General features: G+C 73.5%; 14 protein-coding genes. 6 read left to right on the top strand and 8 right to left on the bottom strand.

Annotation, left to right across the window (positions count from 1 at the left end):
- Positions 1-483 precede the first annotated feature (483 nt).
- A complete protein-coding gene (locus ACSURM_RS17555; RefSeq protein ID WP_436956148.1) occupies positions 484-828 on the top strand; it encodes a MerR family transcriptional regulator in 345 nt (114 codons plus the stop codon).
- Positions 829-1,077: 249 nt separating this feature from the next.
- On the opposite strand, the gene ACSURM_RS17560 is transcribed toward ACSURM_RS17555, so the two are convergent.
- The 6 genes from ACSURM_RS17560 to ACSURM_RS17585 form a co-directional block, all read right to left on the bottom strand.
- Complete coding sequence (locus tag ACSURM_RS17560; protein WP_436956150.1) at positions 1,078-2,028, bottom strand: carbohydrate kinase family protein; 951 nt, start codon at positions 2,026-2,028, stop codon at positions 1,078-1,080.
- A gap of 1 nt (position 2,029) precedes the next feature.
- On the bottom strand, positions 2,030-3,193 hold the full coding sequence (metK, locus tag ACSURM_RS17565) for a methionine adenosyltransferase (protein ID WP_436956151.1): 1,164 nt from the start codon (positions 3,191-3,193) through the stop codon (positions 2,030-2,032).
- Between the two features lie 952 nt (positions 3,194-4,145).
- Positions 4,146-4,478 (bottom strand): putative quinol monooxygenase, encoded by a 333-nt coding sequence (locus ACSURM_RS17570; protein ID WP_030780474.1) that lies wholly within the window; start codon positions 4,476-4,478, stop codon positions 4,146-4,148.
- A 52-nt stretch (positions 4,479-4,530) separates the two neighbouring features.
- Entirely contained in the window at positions 4,531-5,775 is a 1,245-nt protein-coding gene (locus ACSURM_RS17575) for a 3-deoxy-7-phosphoheptulonate synthase (RefSeq protein WP_436961126.1), read from the bottom strand.
- Between the two features lie 61 nt (positions 5,776-5,836).
- Positions 5,837-6,529: an O-methyltransferase gene (locus ACSURM_RS17580; RefSeq protein WP_436956152.1), complete on the bottom strand. Its 693-nt coding sequence runs from the start codon at positions 6,527-6,529 to the stop codon at positions 5,837-5,839.
- 80 nt (positions 6,530-6,609) lie between these two features.
- Positions 6,610-7,419: a hypothetical protein gene (locus tag ACSURM_RS17585; protein WP_436956153.1), complete on the bottom strand. Its 810-nt coding sequence runs from the start codon at positions 7,417-7,419 to the stop codon at positions 6,610-6,612.
- A gap of 478 nt (positions 7,420-7,897) precedes the next feature.
- Between ACSURM_RS17585 and ACSURM_RS17590 the strand changes: the two genes are divergently transcribed.
- Complete coding sequence (locus tag ACSURM_RS17590; RefSeq protein WP_436956155.1) at positions 7,898-9,580, top strand: class I adenylate-forming enzyme family protein; 1,683 nt, start codon at positions 7,898-7,900, stop codon at positions 9,578-9,580.
- 56 nt (positions 9,581-9,636) lie between these two features.
- On the opposite strand, the gene ACSURM_RS17595 is transcribed toward ACSURM_RS17590, so the two are convergent.
- Positions 9,637-10,512: a LysR family transcriptional regulator gene (locus ACSURM_RS17595; protein ID WP_436956157.1), complete on the bottom strand. Its 876-nt coding sequence runs from the start codon at positions 10,510-10,512 to the stop codon at positions 9,637-9,639.
- Between the two features lie 171 nt (positions 10,513-10,683).
- Between ACSURM_RS17595 and ACSURM_RS17600 the strand changes: the two genes are divergently transcribed.
- From ACSURM_RS17600 to ACSURM_RS17615, 4 genes are read left to right on the top strand one after another with little or no spacing between them, the layout of a single operon-like run.
- Complete coding sequence (locus ACSURM_RS17600; RefSeq protein ID WP_436956159.1) at positions 10,684-12,093, top strand: MFS transporter; 1,410 nt, start codon at positions 10,684-10,686, stop codon at positions 12,091-12,093.
- 57 nt (positions 12,094-12,150) lie between these two features.
- Positions 12,151-12,759 carry a VOC family protein gene (locus ACSURM_RS17605; protein ID WP_436956161.1) on the top strand — a complete coding sequence of 203 codons (609 nt, stop codon included), beginning with the start codon at positions 12,151-12,153 and terminating at the stop codon, positions 12,757-12,759.
- Positions 12,756-13,010, top strand: coding sequence for a hypothetical protein (locus ACSURM_RS17610; protein WP_037656281.1), 255 nt, complete (start codon positions 12,756-12,758; stop codon positions 13,008-13,010). The genes ACSURM_RS17605 and ACSURM_RS17610 overlap by 4 nt, the downstream gene beginning before the upstream one ends.
- A complete protein-coding gene (locus ACSURM_RS17615) occupies positions 13,007-14,248 on the top strand; it encodes an FAD-dependent monooxygenase (RefSeq protein ID WP_436956163.1) in 1,242 nt (413 codons plus the stop codon). Before ACSURM_RS17610 ends, ACSURM_RS17615 begins: the two co-directional genes overlap by 4 nt.
- Positions 14,249-14,446: 198 nt before the next feature.
- Here ACSURM_RS17615 and ACSURM_RS17620 read toward each other — a convergent pair whose 3' ends face one another.
- A complete protein-coding gene (locus tag ACSURM_RS17620) occupies positions 14,447-15,295 on the bottom strand; it encodes a LysR family transcriptional regulator (protein ID WP_436956165.1) in 849 nt (282 codons plus the stop codon).
- Between the last annotated feature and the right edge of the window lie 69 nt (positions 15,296-15,364).

Below are 15,364 nucleotides of genomic sequence, written 5' to 3' on the forward strand. Positions count from 1 at the left end.
TCCCGGCCCACCGGCGAGGAGTCGGTCACGGAAGGATTCATCCGCCGCCGAACGCGTGAAACCTAGGCTTGTCACAGTAGATTTTTGTCGCTGACAGGGGTACGGTTTCTCTCGTAGACATGGTCCAGCGAGACCCGCCAGACACGAACTGGCGGGTGGCAGCCGTAGCGTCCCGGACGCAGGTGGAGAAGCTGCCGACAGCAGTACCGGTTCGTTCAGTGGTTTGGTCCGAGAGGAATGGAGGAGCTGACGCCATCAGGATCGCCCGGTCCGAGAAGCGCTCGGCCCGGGTACCGCAAGACCCCGGATTGGATGGTGGTCCCCGGTCACGCAGCTGCGATCCACCGCTCCGCCCGGCCGGGCCGGGTAGCGGAAACAGAAGGTCGGCACCGCAGTAGGGCCGACAGATGGTGTTGAATTTCCTTCGGGGCCCTGGTGCCGTACGGCATCAGGGCCCCTCGACGCGTTGCACAGCGAGGTGACATGACATCGGACAACCCTCTGAATGATCGTCTGGACGACGACGACTACCCCGCGTACACCATGGGCCGGGCAGCCGAGATGCTCGGTACCACCCCGGCCTTCCTGCGGGCCATCGGTGAGGCTCGGCTGATCACTCCGCTCCGCTCGGACGGAGGACACCGCCGGTACTCCCGCTACCAACTGCGGATCGCCGCCCGCGCCCGCGAGCTCGTCGACAGAGGGACCCCGATCGAGGCCGCGTGCCGCATCGTCATCCTTGAGGACCAGCTCGAGGAAGCGCAGCGCATCAACGCCGAGTACCGCCGTGCCGCCGGCGGATCGGCGGGCAGCACCGGCTCGGGCTGATCCCGCCCCGCCGGGGCCGCGCGACGGCGCTTCCCGCACCCGGGAGCGGCTTCGGCCCGCGCCCCGGGCCCTGTGGAAAACCCCCGAGTCGGAGGACCGGCCGTGGCGCGCCGCCCGGCGCGCCCCCACGACAACCGCTGCGTCGGCGCCTGCACGGTGCGCGCCGACAGGATCGTTTTCATGGGTCGCGTTCGCCGGCACCCGCCACGTGGCCCGGGCCCTCTTCCCCGGCGAGGCCAGCCGCGGGGTTCAGCCGGACGGTGGGGCGGAGACGCCGTAGGCGGCCCTGAGGAGGGGTGGGAGGGCGGCGGGGGTGGCCTGGTAGGTCTGGGTGCCCACCGTCGCCAGGGCGAGGGAGGCCAGGACCGAGCCGGTGCGGGCGGCCTCGGGCGCGGTGCGGCCGGCGGCCAGGGCGGCGAGGTAGCCCGCGCGGAACGCGTCGCCGACGCCCGTCGGGTCGGTGACCGAGGCCGCCGGGGCCGCCGCCACCTCCACCGGCGGTTCTCCGGCGCGGTCGATACGGCTGCCCTTGTCGCCGAGCGTGGTCACCCACGTGCCGACCCGGTCCAGGACCTCGCCCGCGGTCCAGCCGGTCTTGCGCAGGAGCAGGTCGTGTTCGTACTCGTTGGTGAACAAGTGGTCGGCGCCGTCGACGAGTGCGCGGATGTCCCCGCCGTCCAGGCGGGCCAGCTGCTGGGACGGGTCGGCCATGAAGCGGATGCCCAGCGTGCGGCAGGCGCGGGTGTGGCGCAGCATGGCCGCCGGGTCGTCCGCTCCGATCAGGACGACGTCCGCGTCGGCGGCGACCTCGGCGAGGTCGATGTGCGCCGCCTCCGCCATCGCGCCCGGATAGAAGGACGCGATCTGGTTGCCGTCCGGGTCCGTGGTGCACAGGAAGCGGGCCGTGTGGCGGGTGGCGGAGACGAGGACGGCGCCGGTGTCCACGCCGAGGGCCGACAGCCGGGCGCCGTACTCCGCGAAGTCGGCGCCGACCGCCCCCACCAGCAGCGGGCGGTGTCCCAGCAGGGCCAGCCCGTAGCTGATGTTGGCGGCGACCCCGCCCTGGCGGATCTCCAGGCTGTCCACGAGGAACGACAGCGACACCCGGTCCAGGCGGTCGGCCAGCAGTTGGTCGGTGATGCGGGCCGGGAACGTCATCAGGTGGTCGGTGGCGATGGATCCGGTGACGGCGACGCGCATCTCAGACTCCCGCCGCGGCGCGCAGCGCGTCCACGCGGTCGGTGCGCTCCCAGGTGAAGTCGGGCAGCTCGCGGCCGAAGTGGCCGTACGCGGCGGTCCGGCCGTAGATCGGGCGGAGCAGGTCGAGGTCGCGGATGATGCCCTTCGGGGAGAGGTCGAAGACGTCTCCGATGGCCTTCTCCAGGACGGTCTGCGGGACGCGTGCGGTGCCGAAGGTCTCCACGAACAGCCCGACCGGTTCGGCCTTGCCGATCGCGTAGGCGACCTGGACCTCGCAGCGGGCGGCCAGGCCGGCCGCGACGACGTTCTTGGCGACCCAGCGCACCGCGTACGCCGCCGAGCGGTCCACCTTGGACGGGTCCTTGCCCGAGAAGGCGCCGCCGCCGTGCCGGGCCATGCCGCCGTAGGTGTCGATGATGATCTTGCGGCCGGTCAGGCCCGCGTCGCCCATCGGACCGCCGATCTCGAACCGGCCCGTCGGGTTCACCAGCAGGCGGTATCCCTCGATGTCGAGCTTGATGCCCTCGTCCGGCAGCGCCCTCAGCTCCGGCTCCACGACGAACTCGCGGATGTCGGGGGCGAGCAGCGACTCCAGGTCGATGTCGGAGGCGTGCTGGGAGGAGACGACCACCGTGTCCAGGCGGACGGCCTTGTCACCGTCGTACTCGATGGTGACCTGGGTCTTCCCGTCGGGGCGCAGGTAGGGGACCGTGCCGTTCTTGCGGACCTGGGCGAGCCGGTGGGACAGACGGTGGGCGAGGCGGATCGGCAGGGGCATCAGTTCGGGGGTCTCGTCGGTGGCGTAGCCGAACATCAGGCCCTGGTCGCCCGCGCCGCCGGTGTCGACGCCCTGGGCGATGTCCGGGGACTGCGCGCCGATCGACACGGACACTCCGCAGGAGGCGCCGTCGAAGCCCTTCTTGGAGGAGTCGTAGCCGATGCGGAGGATCGTCTCGCGGACGAGGGCCGCGATGTCCGCGTAGGCGGTGGTGGTGACCTCCCCGGCCACGTGCACCTGGCCGGTGGTGATCAGGGTCTCCACGGCGACCCGGGCGGTGGGGTCCTGGGCGAGCAGCGCGTCGAGGACGGCGTCGCTGATCTGATCGGCGATCTTGTCGGGATGGCCCTCGGTCACGGACTCCGAGGTGAACAGGCGACGGGACATGTACGGGTGTCTCCTTACCCGGGGAGGTGGGCAACGGATCACCGGCTCCGCACCGCCACGGGCGGGGGCCGGGGAGTGCGCGGCCGGACGGGTTGAACGGGCGTGACCGGCGGACGGGCGTGACCAGCCGGACCGGCGTGACCAGCCGGACGAGCGGGTCCGGCTGGACGGGCAGGACCGGCCGGAACCGGCTGGGTCCGCTGGACAGGCCGGACCCGCCGGACCCACTGAACCGGCCGGATGGCCGTACGGACCGGACCCGCTCGAACGACCAAGTCGGCTATTACAGGCCGGATGAGCCGGACCCGCCAGATCGGCTGGGACCACTGGCACGGCTCAACGAGCCGGACCGGCATGACCGGTCGGACCTGCCATGCCTGCTGAACCGGCACGATCGGCCACGACCCGGCCGGACGGGCAGGACCGCTTGGAACCGGCAGGACCCGCTCAACAGGCCGGACCCGCCGGACCCACTGAACCGGCCGGGTCGGCCGTTACGAGGCCGGGCGAGCCGGACCCGCCGGAACGGCTGGGACCGCTGGCCCGGCTCAACGAGCCAGACTGGCATGACCGACCACGACCCGGCCGGACGAGCGGGCCCGGCCGGATAGGCAGGACCGCCCGAAACCGGCCGGGCCCGCTGGACGGGCCGGACCCGCTGAACCGGCCGGACGTCCCGGACCGGCATATCGACCGGACCGGCCAGGCCCGCTGGGCCGATCGGACCGGCTGCGATCGCTGGACCAACGGGACCGGCCGTACAAACCGGACCGGCTGGACCCGCTGCACCAACCGTACGGACCAGACCCGCTGGACCCGCTGGACCCGCTGCACCGGCCGTACGGGCCGGACCCGCTGGGTCCGCTGGGCCGGGCGGATCGCCCGGGGCCGGTGGACGGGTCGGGCAGGACCGGCCGCCGGGGTGGGTAGGACCGGCCGGGGTGGGTGGGGGTCAGTTCTCCGGGTGGTGGACTGCGAAGACCGTGTACGCGTGCGGGTCGGGCTTGGCCAGGGCGGCGGCCCGGTCCCGGTACACCTGCACGTCCGGGTCGCCCATGGTGGCCTTGATGTCGGCCTTGCTGACCCACTGCGCGTAGTAGACCAGGCGCTTGCCGTCGAGGCTGGTCAGGATGTTCACGGAGATGCAGCCGGGCCGGTGCCGGATGAACTTCTCGGCGCCCTCGCTGAGCACCTCGGCCAGCTCCTGCTGCTTCTCCGGTTCCACGTCGAAGACGTTGATCATGGCGTACGTGCCGTCGTTCTCCCGGATGACCGTCTCTGACATGACGTTTCCTCTCATGGTCGGTATGACGTCGGTGAGGTGCCGGTGGCGTGGGTCAGACGGGCGGGGCCGCCCAGGCGCGGGCCACCTCCAGCGCCTGCTCGGGGTTGAGCCGGGGATCGCACAAAGTGGCGGGCGCGGTCCCGGCCGGGGTGGCGCCGAGTTCGGCCGGATCCGTCCGGACGCACTCGGCGACGTCGTGCGGGGTGGTCTCCAGGTGCAGGCCCGCGGGGGTGCCGCCGGCCTCGGTGACCGCCTCGAGGAAGGCCCGGACCTCCGCCACCACCGTCCGCACCACCCGGACCTTCGCCCCGGACGGCGCCTTGACGGTGTTGCCGTGCATCGGATCGCACAGCCACGCCACCCGGTGCCCGGCCTCGCGGACGGCGCCGACCAGCGGCGGCAGCGCGGTGCGCACCGCCGAGGCGCCCATCCGGGAGATCAGGGTCAGCCGGCCCGGCTCGCGGTCCGGGTCCAGCCGGGCGCACAGGGCGAGCAGCTCCACCGGGCGGGTCGTCGGGCCGACCTTGCAGGCGACCGGGTTGGTCACCTGTGCCAGCATCCGGGCGTGCGGGCCGTCCGGGTGCCGGGTGCGCTCGCCGATCCAGGGCAGGTGGGTGGAGGACAGCAGGACGTGCCCGGCCGTGGTGCGGCGCAGCAGCGGCAGCTCGTAGTCGAGGACCAGCGCCTCGTGGCTGGTCCACACCGGGGCGCCGGTGGGCAGCGCCCAGTCGCTGGTGCGCTGCCGCAGATAGGTCACGGCGCGATGGGCGGCGTAGTAGCACTCCAGCATGCGGCGCGGGTCGGCGCGGCGGGCCGCCGCGGTGGGTTCCGGCGCGTTGACCAAGTGGCCGCGGTAGACCGGCAGTTCGGCGCCGTCGACCAGCTCGGTGGGCGCGCTGCGCGGCTTGGCGAACTGACCGGCGATCCGGCCGACGCGCACCACCGGACGGCCGGTGGCCGCCACCATCACCCCGGCCAGCGCGTCCAGCAGGCCCGCCTTGCGCATGACCGTCGCCGGGGCGCACTCGGCGGGGTCCTCCGCGCAGTCGCCGGCCTGGACGACCAGGTAGTGGCCGGTCGCCGCCTCGGCCAGCAGGGTGCGCAGCAGGCGTACCTCCTCCCAGGTCACCAGGCCCGGCAGCTGGGCGAGTTCGGCACGGACCGCCGCGGCCCGGACGGGGTCGTGCCAGGCCGGCTGCTGCGGGGCCGCGCCCAGGTCGCGCGGGAAGTCCTCGTCGAGATCGTCGAGGGGGACCTCGACGGCGAGCGGGTGCAGCGGGTATCCGGGGCGGGTCAGCCCGGTCACGGCCGTCCTCCAGGGGTCGGGGCGAGCGCGTACGGTGCGGTGGGGGCCGTCATCAGAACGACGACGCCCCGGCGGGCAGCCGGCGCGCCAGTGTGAGGCCGTCGGCGACCGGCAGCAGGACCAGTTCGACGCGATCGTCGTTGCGGGCGTGCTCGTTGAACGCGTGCACGGCGGCGGCCTTGGCGCCGGGGAACTCGTCGATCACCTGGCCGCTGAACAGGGTGTTGTCCACGAGGATCAGCCCGCCCGGACGCATCCGGGGGACCAGCTCCTCCCAGTAGTCGATGTAGCCGGGCTTGTCGGCGTCGATGAAGGCGAGGTCGACGTGCGGCTCGGCGGGCAGGGCGCGCAGGGTCGACACGGCCGGGCCGAGGCGCAGCTCGATGCGGTCGGCGACCCCGGCGCGGGCCCAGAACTCCCGGGCCAGCGCGGTCCATTCGGCGGAGACGTCACAGGTGATCAGGGAGCCGCCGGGGGCCAGCCCGCGGGCCAGACAGAGGGAGGAGGAGCCGGTGAAGGTGCCGACCTCCACGATGGTGCGGGCGCCGAGCAGCCGCACCAGGAAGGTCAGCAGGGCGGCCTCCTCGGGGGCGACCACCATGTGCGCCTGGTCCGGGATCGCCTCCCGGGTCCGCTCGGCCAGCTCCGCCAGCAGCGGGTCGGGGAGCATCCTGCCCTGGACGAGCAGATAGTCGTGGAGTTCGGGGGTGAGCGCGATGTTCCTGAGCGTTTCGTTCCGCAGCACGGGTGCTCCCGGTGGTCTAGGGATGGGTACGCAGGGTGGGGCGACGGGACGGCTCGCACGGGGATCCCCGTGGGTCCCGCTCAGGCGTCCGGGTGCTCCGGGGCGGCCGGCCACGCCTCGTAGGCATGGCGGACGGCCTCGGCCGGGCGGGGCAGACCGTCGGTGGCGCCGCGCAGGTCGCCGGCGCAGTGCAGTTCGAAGCGGCGCCGGCGGGCGGGGCTCCGGTGGTCGCGCACGAAGTACGTCACGGTCGATCCCCCCGGACCGCCCTCGTGCGGGTTGTGGCCGCCGCCCTCCCACAGCAGCCCCGCCTCGGCGTGCCAGGCGGTGACGAGCCGGCGCAGCAGGGGGCCGGAGGGACGGCCGACGACGAACGCGGTGTGGTTCTCGAAGCCGTGCGCGGACTCCGCGGCCTCGATCCGCTCGTCGAAGGCTTCGCTGTCGCGCGGGAAGAGGAAGACCTCCACGGCGGGGTGCCGTCGCCCGTCCGGCAGGGTGAGCCGCAGGCGGGTGATGTGGACGTCGCAGCGGGCCGGGTCCAGGCCGTGGCGGGTGGCGAGCCGGGCCCGCACCACGGTGCTGGGCACGGCGGGGAGGGGCGCCAGACCCCGCTCCGCCAAGTGGCGCAGGCCCGCTTCGAGGGTGACGGGAAACAGCAGAACGGCGCAGTGGTCGAAGGTGCACTCCCGCTCGGTCAGCGCGGCTGCCGTGCCACCCGGCCGCAGCGGCGCGAGGAGTTCGGACGCCGGTGCGGTACTGGCGTGGCGGGCGTCGCGGACGACCGTGTCGAGGCGGCGCAGGTCGGCCGCGCGGAACGCGCCGTCAGTGGTCGGCTCGGCGGCCGGCCGGAATGACGGGCGGGTGGTGCCGGAGGATTGTACGAAGGCCATTGATACCTCCTGCCTCAGGGCCGCCGGAATTCTGTGCAGGTCTTGGTTTTCCGGGCAAGAGCGATCCGCGAACGGGGCGCCACCGACTGCCGGACCACCCCCTCGTCACCCGCTCTGACCTGCGGCGATCTGACGATTCGGTCTTGCGGATGGCCCATATCGGGGGAGTCGATCGGTTCGCACGCGGCTTTTTCCGACCCGCCGGAGAAGCGGAACACGAGCATTCTCTATTGAGGTTTCTTACGTTCGGGAAATCCACGGTTCGCCTCTCCCGATGACGGCCATCGGCAGCACCGAACGATGTCCCGGCGCGATAGGGCGCTCCTCGCCCTTCATTGAGCTTTCTTATCGGTTCCGGCCGGGCGCACAGGATCGGCAATTCTTATCGGCGAATGCTGGACCAGGAGATCGAGCGCCCCGCAGAATCCCCTCTCGCAAGGCAGCGCCTGTTTCGTTCTGCCGCAACGGAGGTTTCCTCGTGAACGCTCCACCCACGGATTTCCTGACCTCGTCCCGCACCTTCACCGACGCGCTGGTACGCGCGGCCGGCCGCCGGGAACCCGCCGTGTGGGACGGCGGCCACTGGCGGACCTGGCAAGACTGCCTCCGCCAGTCCGAACGCACCGCCGCCGCCCTGCACCGGCACGGGCTCGCGGCCGGCGATGTGCTGGCGGCCCGGCTGCCCAACTCCTGGGAGCTGGTGGTGCTGCACGCGGCCACCGCCCGGCTCGGTGTGCTGCTGCTGCCCCTGCACTCCGCCTACGGCAGCCGTGAGACGCGGTCACTGATCGAGCAGTCCGGCGCGGTCGCGCTGGTGGTCGCCGCCGGCCGGCGCGGACGCGACCACCTCGGCGAGATCCGCGCCCTGCGCGAGACCTGCCCAGGGCTGCGGCACGTCTGGGTGTCCACCGGCGCGGGACGCGGAGCCGCCGACACCGGTGCCCAGGCCCACAGCGGCGTCCCGGCCTCCACCGGAGGGCTGCCGGACCTGGCGAGCCTGACGGCGGACCCCGCCGTACGGCTGCCGCCCCCGCCCGCCGACCCCGCGGCCCCGCTGGTGCTGCTGGCATCCTCCGGTACGACGTCCCGGCAGCCGAAGCTGTGCGTGCACAGCCACGCCGGGCTCCTCGGCAACGCGGCGGCCGTGGCGACGGACGGCGGGTTCGGCGCGCGGGACACCATCGTCTCCGCGAGCCCGCTCAGCCATGCCTTCGGGCTGCTCTCCGTGCATCTCGCCCTGGTGACCGGCGGAGCGGTGGGCCTGTTCGGCGCCTGGGAACCCCGCGCCTTCGCCGCCGCCCTGCGCGCCTGCGGCGCCACCGCCGCCTTCGCCGTCCCGGCCCAGCTGCGCGACCTGCTCGCCCTCCCGGCCCCCTGGCCCGGAGGCGCTCCGCCCGGGCTGCGGGAGGTGCGCACCGGCGGCGCCCCCGTGCCGCGCGAACTGGCCGACGGCGTACGGCGCGTGCTGGGCGCCCGGCTGATCGTGCAGTGGGGGATGACGGAGATCGGCGCCGGTACGTACACCCGTCCCGGGGATCCGCCCGAGGCGGTCGGCACCATCGGCCGGCCCGCCCTCGGCGCGGCCGTGCGCATCCAGCGGGACGGCGGGCCGGCCGCGCCCGGCGAGACCGGTGAACTCCAGTACCGCAGCCCGTGGATGTTCTCCGGCTACCACCGCGCCCCCGAGCCGACCCGGGCCGCGTTCACCCCGGACGGCTGGCTGCGCACCGGCGACCTGGCGGCCCTGCGCCCGGACGGCTCCGTCGTCTACCGCGGCCGGGCGGACGAGCTGATCAACCGGGGCGGGCTGAAGTTCAGCGCGCTGGAGGTGGAGGAACTGCTGAACGACCTGCCGCAGTTGGCCCAGCACGCCGTGGTCGCCCGCCCCGACCCGCGCCTCGGGCAGCGCGCCGGCCTGGTCGTCGCGCTGCGCGCGGGGGCGCGCCTCACCCTGGAGGACGTCACCGGGCACCTGTCCGGCAAGGGCCTGGCGACCTACAAGCTGCCCGAACAGCTCGTCGTCGTGGACCGGCTGCCCACGACCGTGACCGGCAAGATCGCCCGCGCCCGCCTGCGGACGCTCCCCCTGCCCCCACTGCCCGCGCGTCCGCCCCGGCGCACCCCCGTGACACCCGCGAGCCGCACGGAGGCGGGAACATGACCGCCGGCCGGTGGACCGTACCGGTCGGGGCGCACCCTGCCGCCCAACGCCGCTTCTCAGACGCCCAGTTGCCTGCGCAGTACCGTCTGCAGCCCCACCAGGTTCGGGTTGGTCGAGTTGCGGTCCAGCCAGGTCATGGTGACCGCCGTACGCAGGCGGGCGTCCTCCACCTCGATGAGCGCGACCTCGCGCCGGTCCGCCTGGGCCCGTACCGCGACGTGCGGCAGCAGGGCGCAGCCCATGCCCGCGGCCACGCAGGCGCCGAGGGTGCCGATGCTGGACACCTCCGCGACCGGTTCCTTGGCGGCGGCGCCGGAGAAGGCGCCGTCGTACATCTCCCGGAATCCACAGCCCCGTTCGGTGGCCAGAAACGGCTCCTTGACAAGCTCGGCGAGCGGTGCCCGGCCGCGCTCGGCCAGTGGATGGTCCGGCGGGGCGATCACCACGAGCGGCTCCTCGGCCAGTGTCTCGGCCCGCAGCCCCGCGTCCGCCGGCGGGGCGCCGAAGGTCAGGCAGACGTCGACGTCACCGCGGCGTACCGCCTTGTACAGCTCCCCCCGGTTGCCCTGTGTGACGCGGACCCGGGCCTCCGGGTACAGCGAGCGGTAGCGCGCGAGCACGCCGGGCAGCAGGTGCAGGCACACCGTCTCCAGCGCGCCCACCGCCACCTCCGCGCCGGGCCGGGACACCGCCCAGCGGGCCTCCTCCAGCAGCTTGAGGATCCGCTCGGTGTACTCCGACAGCGCCACGCCCTGCGGGGTCAGCCGCACCCGCCGCTGGGAGCGGTCGAGCAGGTCCACGCCCAGCTCGCGCTCCAGGGCCTGGATCTGGTCGCTGACGCTGGACTGCGCGTAATGCAGTTCCCTGGCCGCCTGGGTGACGCTGAGCGTCCGGGCGACCGTCTCGAACGTCCGAAGATGTCGTAGCTCCACGTCCCGGCTCCCCCTTGCTCGACCCATCGGCTGAGCCGATGTTACCCATAGGGCATTCCCGTCGTCACCAGCGGCAATTCGCCTTTCCGGTCCGCTTGAATGGTCGGTACCGCCCCCCGCGACTTCCTCTTCCGTGGCGGTAATTCGCGCAATCGAACAAAGGAGAATTCCATGTCGACGCAGGCGGAACCGCAGCGGGCTTCCGTCGCACCGGCACGAACCGACAAGCCCTCGCGGACCCTGCTGGTCGGGCTCTCGCTCGGCTACTTCATGGTCCTGCTGGACATGACGATCGTCTCGGTGGCACTGCCCGCCATCTCCACCAGCCTCCACGTCGGGCTGAGCGGTCTGCAGTGGGTCACCAACGGCTACACCATCACCTTCGCCGCCCTGCTGCTGACGGCCGGCTGGCTGTCCGACCGGCTCGGCGGGCGCCGGGTCTTCCTGTGGGGCCTGGCGGCCTTCGGCGTCCTCTCCGGCGTCTCCGCCGCCGCGAACACCCTCGGCGCCCTGGTCGCCCTGCGCCTGGCGCTCGGTGTGGCGGGGGCACTGCTGCTGCCCGCCTCCCTGGCGGTGATCACGAACGCCTACAGCAACCCCGCCGACCGCGCCCGTGCCGTCGGCAACTGGGCCGCGATCACCGGGCTCGCCCTGGCCGCCGGCCCGCTGGTGGGCGGCGCGCTCACCGACACCGTCGGCTGGCGCGCGATCTTCCTCATCAACGTGCCGCTGGCGCTGGTCAGCTTCGTGATCACGATGCGCCTGGCGCCGGAGACCGCCCTCAAGCAGCGCAGCGGGCTCGACGTCCCCGGCCAGGTCAGCGCGGTCGTCGCGCTGGGCGCCCTGTCGTACGCGCTGATCGAGGGTCCGTCCAAGGGCTGGGGAGCGGGGCTGGTCGTCGGCGGGTTCGTGCTGGCCGCCGTGGCCGCCGCGGTGTTCGTCACCGCCGAGTCGCGGGCCGGGGACGCGGCGATGCTGCCGCTGCGCATGTTCCGCAGCCGTGGCTTCTCCGCCGCGCTCGCCTCCGGTCTGCTCGCCAACTTCGGCCTGTCCGGGCTGCTGTTCGTGCTGTCGCTGTACTTCCAGGAGAGCCGCGGCTACTCCTCCTTCAGCGCCGGCCTCGCCTTCCTGCCGCTGACCCTGCCCACCGCCTTCAACCCGATCTACACCGGGCGTCTCGTCGGCCGCATCGGCCCGCGCCGCCCCGCCACCACCGGCTTCGTCCTGATGGGCGTCGGCGCGCTGCTCCAGGCGCCGTTCACCGGTGACTCCGCCCTGGCGCTGACCGCCACCGTGGTCGGTCTGCTCGCCTTCGGGTTCGGCGTCTCCTTCGCGCTGCCCGCGCTGGTGGCGGGCATGGCGAGCTCCGTACCGCCCGAGCTGGCCGGCATCGGGGCCGGCGCGCTCAACTCCGCTCGCCAGGTCGGCGCCTCCCTCGGCGTCGCCGTCCTCGGTGTGGTGCTCAACCTGTCCGCGACCAACGCCGGCGGCACCGAGTGGGCGCTCGTCGTCGGCGGACTGACCCTGCTGGCCGGGGCGCTGATCACCGTGACGGGCCTGCGGGGGCGTACCGCGAGCTGAACCGGCCCCGACCCCGGCCCCGCGCGCAGCGCCCCTGCCCCAACCACTGGAGGAGCATTGGCAACCGCATCACCGTCCGCCCGTCCCCCGGCCGGTCCGCCGGTCCTGCGCGTGGACGGGGTCGACCACCTCGCCTTCGTCACCTGGAAGCCCCGCGCCACCGTCGAGTTCTACACCCAGGCCCTCGGCCTGCCGCTGGTGCACGCCATCACCGCCAACGGGTGGGTCACCGAGGACTACCCGGACTTCGTGCACTTCTTCTTCGACATGGGCGCGGGCAACCGCATCGCCTTCTTCTACTACTTCGGCCTGCCCGAGGAGGACGCCCCGAGCGACCTGATGCACCGCTCGCGGCACCTGGCCTTCCACGTCGACACCGAGGAGGAGCTCCTCGCCTGGCGCGAGCGGCTGAAGAGCCACGGCGTCCGGGTCACCCGCCCGCTCGCGCACGAACTGATCGAGTCCGTCTACTTCGACGACCCCAACGGCATCCAGCTGGAGATCACCCGTCCGCTGCGGCCCATGTCCGGGATCGACGCCCGGGACGCGGAGCTGACGGTCCGGGCGCTGGCCGACGTCGCCGAGTCGCCGCGGCCGACGGTGGAGGCGCTGTGGCGGCGCAAGGCGGAACTGATCCGCAAGGACACGGAAGGAGCCGGCCGGTGAGCCTCGCCCTGTACGTGCTCGACGTGCCCGAGTTCCAGCCCGTGGCCCGCGCCGCCGAGGCCGCCGGGCTGACCGCCCGGCGGGCCGGCGACTACCTCGAACTGAGCACCGACGCCGACGAGGCCGTGCTGCGCCGCGACGAGTCCGCGATCCGCACCGCGGTGTGGCACGCCGCCCTCACCGGCGGTCTGGACGGCCGGATCGTCCGCTTCACCTCCGACACCCTCCACCTCGCCAAGGAGCAGGCGTGAGCACGAGCACCGGACCCACCCCCCGTCACCCGGTCCTCGTCGTGGGCGCCGGACCGGCCGGCCTCGGCGCGGCCCTGGCCCTGCGCGCCGCCGGCCTGCCCGCGGTGGTCCTGGAGCGCCGTACGGAGAGCACCGTACGGCCCGGCAGCCGGGCCGCCTACCTGCACGGCGCCTCGCTGCGCGAACTGGAGCGGCTGAGCCCCGGCCTCGGTCACGAGATAGCGGGCCGCGGCGTGATGTGGGCGACGAAACGCTCGTACTGGGCCGGGAAGGAGGTCTACACCCGCACCTATCCGCCGAGCACCCGCGAGGGCCTGCCGCACTTCACCAGCCTGCCGCAGGTGATCACCGAGGACCTGATGGCGGCGGCCTGCCGCAAGCGGGGCGTGGAGTTCCACTGGGGGGTGGAGATCGCCTCGGCGCTGAGCACCCCCGAGGGCGTCCTGCTCAAGGACTCGGCGGGGCGCGAGTGGCAGGCCGATTACGTGGTCGCGGCCGACGGCTCCCGCTCCGCGCTGCGCTCGGCGATCGACAGCCCCTTGGAGGGTCCGCGGTCCCGGAACACCTTCGTGGTCGTCGACCTCGACGACGACCCGGAGCACAATCCGCTGCCGATGGAGCGCGTCTTCCACTACCGCCATCCGGCCGTCGGCGGCCGCAACGTGCTGACGGTGCCGTTCGCGGGCGGCTGGCGGGTCGACCTCAACCTGCTGGTGAACGACGACCCCGAGCGGTTCGTCTCCCCGGAGGGCCTGCGCCGCTGGATCCCGCGGATCCTGCCCGAGGCGTACGGCGACCGGGTCCGCTGGGTGTCGACGTACCGCTTCGCGCAGCAGGTCGCGCAACGGTTCACCGACCACCACCGCCGGATCCTGCTGACCGGCGAGGCGGCCCACCTGTTCGCGCCGTTCGGCGCGCGCGGCATGAACTCCAGCATCCCGGACGCCGTCCGGGCGGTGGAGGCGATCACCCAGGCCCTGGACAGCGAGCGCGACCCGGCCGCCGCCGGGGCGGCGATCGCGGCGTTCGCCCAGGACCGCAAGGAGGCGGCCGCCTACAACCGGGCCTGCGCCAGCGCCGCGCTGGAGCACATGCTGGCCCACCGCCCGTCCCTCTGGCTGCGCCAGCGCGCCGCCGCGGCGGTGGCCTCGGCCGGCCGCAGGGCGGGCGAGTGGCTGGACTCCGCGCCGTACGGCCCCAAGCTGACGGCGCGGGGCGCCGGCCGCGGCTCGTACTGAGCGGCCCCCACGCACCTCCGACGGCGGCCGGTCCCGGCCGGTCACTCCCCCGGGCCGGCGACGCGGCACGGGCCGCCGTCGGAGGTTCTCCCGCTCGCCGATGCGGTCGTTCCGCCCCCGGTGCCGGTTTCCCGGCCGGCGTCTGCCGTGCCTCTTTCCAGAGAAACGTCTCTGCATCAGAAACGTCTCTGCATCAGGTCACGGCGGAGCGATCGGCATGCCCGCCACGATCATCCGGGCCACGGCCCGCACGACGTCCACGGCGCCGTCGCGCAGGGTGGGCGAGAAGGCCAGGTAGACGGGGAGGGGCAACGGGGCGGGGCCGAGGACTCCGGGCGGGGCGGGACGGATTCCGGGATCCCTCTGGTGGGCGTTCTCGCACAGTGCCGTACAGGCGAGACCGGCCTGCACGGACGCCCGCACGGTGTGCGGATCGTTGCACCAGGGCACCGAGTACCAGGCGACCCCGTTGCGGTCGAGCGTCTCCGCGATGTGCCGGCTCAGCGCCGAGCTGCCGCCGAGCAGCGCGACGGGCACCCCGCGCCCGGGCGTGGGCGGCGGGCCGCCGAACCAGTCGAGCCGCAGCCGCCCCAGCGTCTCCGCGCGGGCCGTCTGGGTGCCGAGCAGCAGGGCCGCGTCGATGTCGGCCGCGGCGACCCGGTCGGCCAGCGGGGTGCTCAGGTCGGTGACCATCGCGCACCGCACGTGCGGCATCTCGGCGTCCAGCCGGGAGAACATCAGGCCCAGCCCGTCCGCGAAGTGGATGGAGCAGCCCATGCTCAGCGTGGCCTGGCTGCACAGGGCCGTCACCCGGTTGAGCACGTCGTTGTTGAGCCTGATCACGTGCCGGGCGTGGGCCACCAGTTCCCGGCCGGCCGGGGTCAGCCGCAGCGGGCGCCTGGTGCGGTGGAACACCGGTGTCCGGACGATCGATTCCAGCCGCTGCACCTGCTGGCTGACGGTCGGCTGGGTGACGTGGAGGGTCTGGGCGGCACGGGCGAAGCCGCCTTCGTCGACGACAGCCAGCAGGGTACGCAGAAGCTTCACTTCGATGTCGCGCTGCAAGGCTGCCCCACCCGTTCCGTTGAGACCGACCAAGGGGGCCGTCACGCCGAC

The organism is Streptomyces sp. SudanB182_2057 (genome assembly GCF_964272715.1).
Classification (GTDB): Bacteria; Actinomycetota; Actinomycetes; order Streptomycetales; family Streptomycetaceae; genus Streptomyces; species Streptomyces rubradiris.